The organism is Micromonospora sp. M51, assembly GCF_018070305.1.
GTDB classification, from domain to species: domain Bacteria; phylum Actinomycetota; class Actinomycetes; order Mycobacteriales; family Micromonosporaceae; genus Micromonospora; species Micromonospora parva.
Genome location: NZ_JAGPXZ010000852.1, coordinates 1 through 2,406, shown reverse-complemented (window position 1 = coordinate 2,406; position 2,406 = coordinate 1). Strand labels below are relative to the sequence as shown.

The 2,406-nt window shown below is 73.3% G+C and carries 3 protein-coding genes; 1 reads left to right on the top strand and 2 read right to left on the bottom strand.

The genetic code is table 11. From position 1 onward, the window contains the following. The first annotated feature begins 181 nt into the window (after nucleotides 1-181). The gene (locus KBX53_RS29750) at nucleotides 182-1,057 is read left to right on the top strand and encodes an alpha/beta fold hydrolase (protein WP_210862974.1); all 876 of its coding nucleotides are present in this window, start codon (nucleotides 182-184) and stop codon (nucleotides 1,055-1,057) included. A gap of 15 nt (nucleotides 1,058-1,072) precedes the next feature. Here the strand turns inward: KBX53_RS29750 and urtE are convergent, their stop codons facing one another. After that, nucleotides 1,073-1,765, bottom strand: coding sequence for an urea ABC transporter ATP-binding subunit UrtE (gene urtE / locus KBX53_RS29745; protein ID WP_210862972.1), 693 nt, complete (start codon nucleotides 1,763-1,765; stop codon nucleotides 1,073-1,075). Beyond that, the coding region (locus tag KBX53_RS29740) for an ATP-binding cassette domain-containing protein (protein ID WP_210862970.1) at nucleotides 1,765-2,406 on the bottom strand (642 nt) is incomplete at its 5' end. The genes KBX53_RS29740 and urtE, both read right to left, overlap by 1 nt.

Sequence of the window (2,406 nt, the reverse complement as noted above, 5' to 3'; positions counted from 1 at the left end):
GCACTGACCCTCGCGCTCAAGCCCCGCACGACCCGCCCCCGCCGCCGCCCCACCGGGCACCTGCTGGTCGTCCGCGACTCGACCGGGCCCGCACCGACGAGCTGACCGCAATGCCGCACCGCGACGGCCGGACGTCTGGCACGGTCGAGGGGTCCACCCCGTGACCGGATCAGGAGAGTCAATGGCCGAGAACGCCGTACGCCACCGGACCGTCGACGTCGACGGCATCGCGATCTTCTACCGCGAGGCCGGTCCCGTCGACGCGCCGGTCGTGCTGCTGCCGCACGGGTACCCGTCGTCATCGTTCCAGTTCCGCCACCTGCTGCCCGCGCTGGCCGACCGGTGGCACGTCATCGCGCCCGACTACCCGGGCTTCGGTTACAGCGCGCTGCCCGACCCCGACCGGTTCGCGTACACCTTCGACGCCCACGCTCACCTGCTCCAGCGCTTCGTCGACACGCTGGGGCTGACCCGCTACGTGATCTACCTGCAGGACTACGGCAGCCAGTTCGGGCTGCGCCTGGCGATGGCCGCCCCGCAGCGGGTCGCCGGCCTGGTCATCCAAAACGGCGACATCTACCCCGACCAGCACGGGCCCAAGTACGAGCCGCTGAAGCGGTTCTGGCGCGACCCGACCGACGAGGGCCGAGCGGAGTTGGCCACGGCGATCAGCGAGGACGGCTTTCGCGGCGAGTTCCTGGGCGAACTGCCGGACCGGCTGACCGACCGGGTGAGCCCGGACCTGTGGCGGCTCTCCGGCGCGCTGGTCACCGATCCGCGGCGGCGCGACGCCTGGCTGCGACTCCTCGCCGACCAGGGCAGCACCGTCGCCTGGTTCCCGCGCCAGCAGGAGTACCTGCGGACCCACCGGCCGCCCACACTGATCGTGTGGGGGCCGCACGACGGCTACATGCCCGAAGGCGCGGCCCGCGCCTACCTGCGGGACCTGCCCGACGCGGACCTGCACCTGCTCGACGGCGGCCACTGGCTGCTCGAGACGCACCTCGACGAGGTCGTCCGGCTGGTCCGCGACTTCCTCAACCGGCTCCAGCCGTGACAGACGCCCCGCCGATCAGACCGCCAGGGCGGCCCGGACCTCCCGCTCCGCCGTGACACCCCCGTCGCCGTGCGAGGTGACCCGGCCGGACTCCAGCACGTGGTAACGGTCCGCCACCCGCAACGCGAAACCCAGGTGCTGCTCGACGAGGAGCACACTGAACCCGGCCTGCCGGGTCAACTCGACGATCCGCTCCTGGATCTCCGCGACCACCGACGGCTGGATGCCCTCGGTCGGCTCGTCGAGCATCAACAGCCGGGGCCGGGTGATCAGGGCACGGGCGATGGCCAACTGCTGACGCTGACCGCCGGAGAGCAGCCCGGCCCGACGCCGCAGCAGCGGGCGCAGCGCCGGGAACAGATCCAGCACCTCCGCCGTGGCCACCGCCCCGTCGCGCCGGCCGTCGGCGACCAACCGCAGGTTCTCCGCGGCGGTCAGGTGCGGGAAGCACTGCTGGCCCTGCGGGACGTACGCCATCCCCCGCGCCACCCGCTCGTGCGGCCCGGCGCGGGTGACGTCCGCACCGTCCAACTCGACGGTGCCGGCGCTCGGACGCAGCAGGCCGGCCGCGACCCGCAGCAGTGTGCTCTTGCCGGCGCCGTTGTGCCCGAGCACCGCGGCCACCCCGTCGGGCGGGACGGCCAGGTCGACCCCGTGCAGCACCCGAGAACGCCCGTACCCGGCGTGCACCCCGCGCAGCGTCAGCATCATGCCTCCCGGCCGGTGCGGGCCGACCCGGCGTCGACCGGGTGGCCAAGGTAGACCTCCTGCACGCGCGGGTCCGCCTGGACCTGCGCCACGGTGCCCTCGCTGAGCACCCGCCCGGCGTGCAGCACCGTGACGCTGCGCGCGAACCGGCGCAGGAAGTCCATGTCGTGCTCGATCACGACGACAGTGCGGTCCCGGCTCACCGTCTCCAACAGGGCGCCGGTGGCGTCGCGTTCCTCGTGGCTCATGCCGGCGACCGGTTCGTCCAGCAGCAACAGCCGGGCGTCCTGCACCAGCAGCATGCCGATCTCCAGCCACTGCTTCTGGCCGTGCGCGAGGGTCCCGGCGAGATGCCCGGCGCGCCCGGCCAGCCCGATGGTCTCCAGCGCCGCGGCCACCTCGTCGGGGACACCACGGCGACGCCGGGCCAGCGTCGCCCAGCTGCGCCGGGCCCCGGCGGCGATGTCGAGGTTCTGCAACACCGACAGCTCCTCGAAGACCGTCGAGGTCTGGAACGTCCGCCCGATGCCGAGCCGGCTGATCCGGTGCACCGGGCGACCCAGCAGCTCCTCGGCACCGAAGCGGACCGAGCCGGTGGCCCGGACCAGGCCGGTGATCGCGTCGACCAGTGTGGTCTTGCC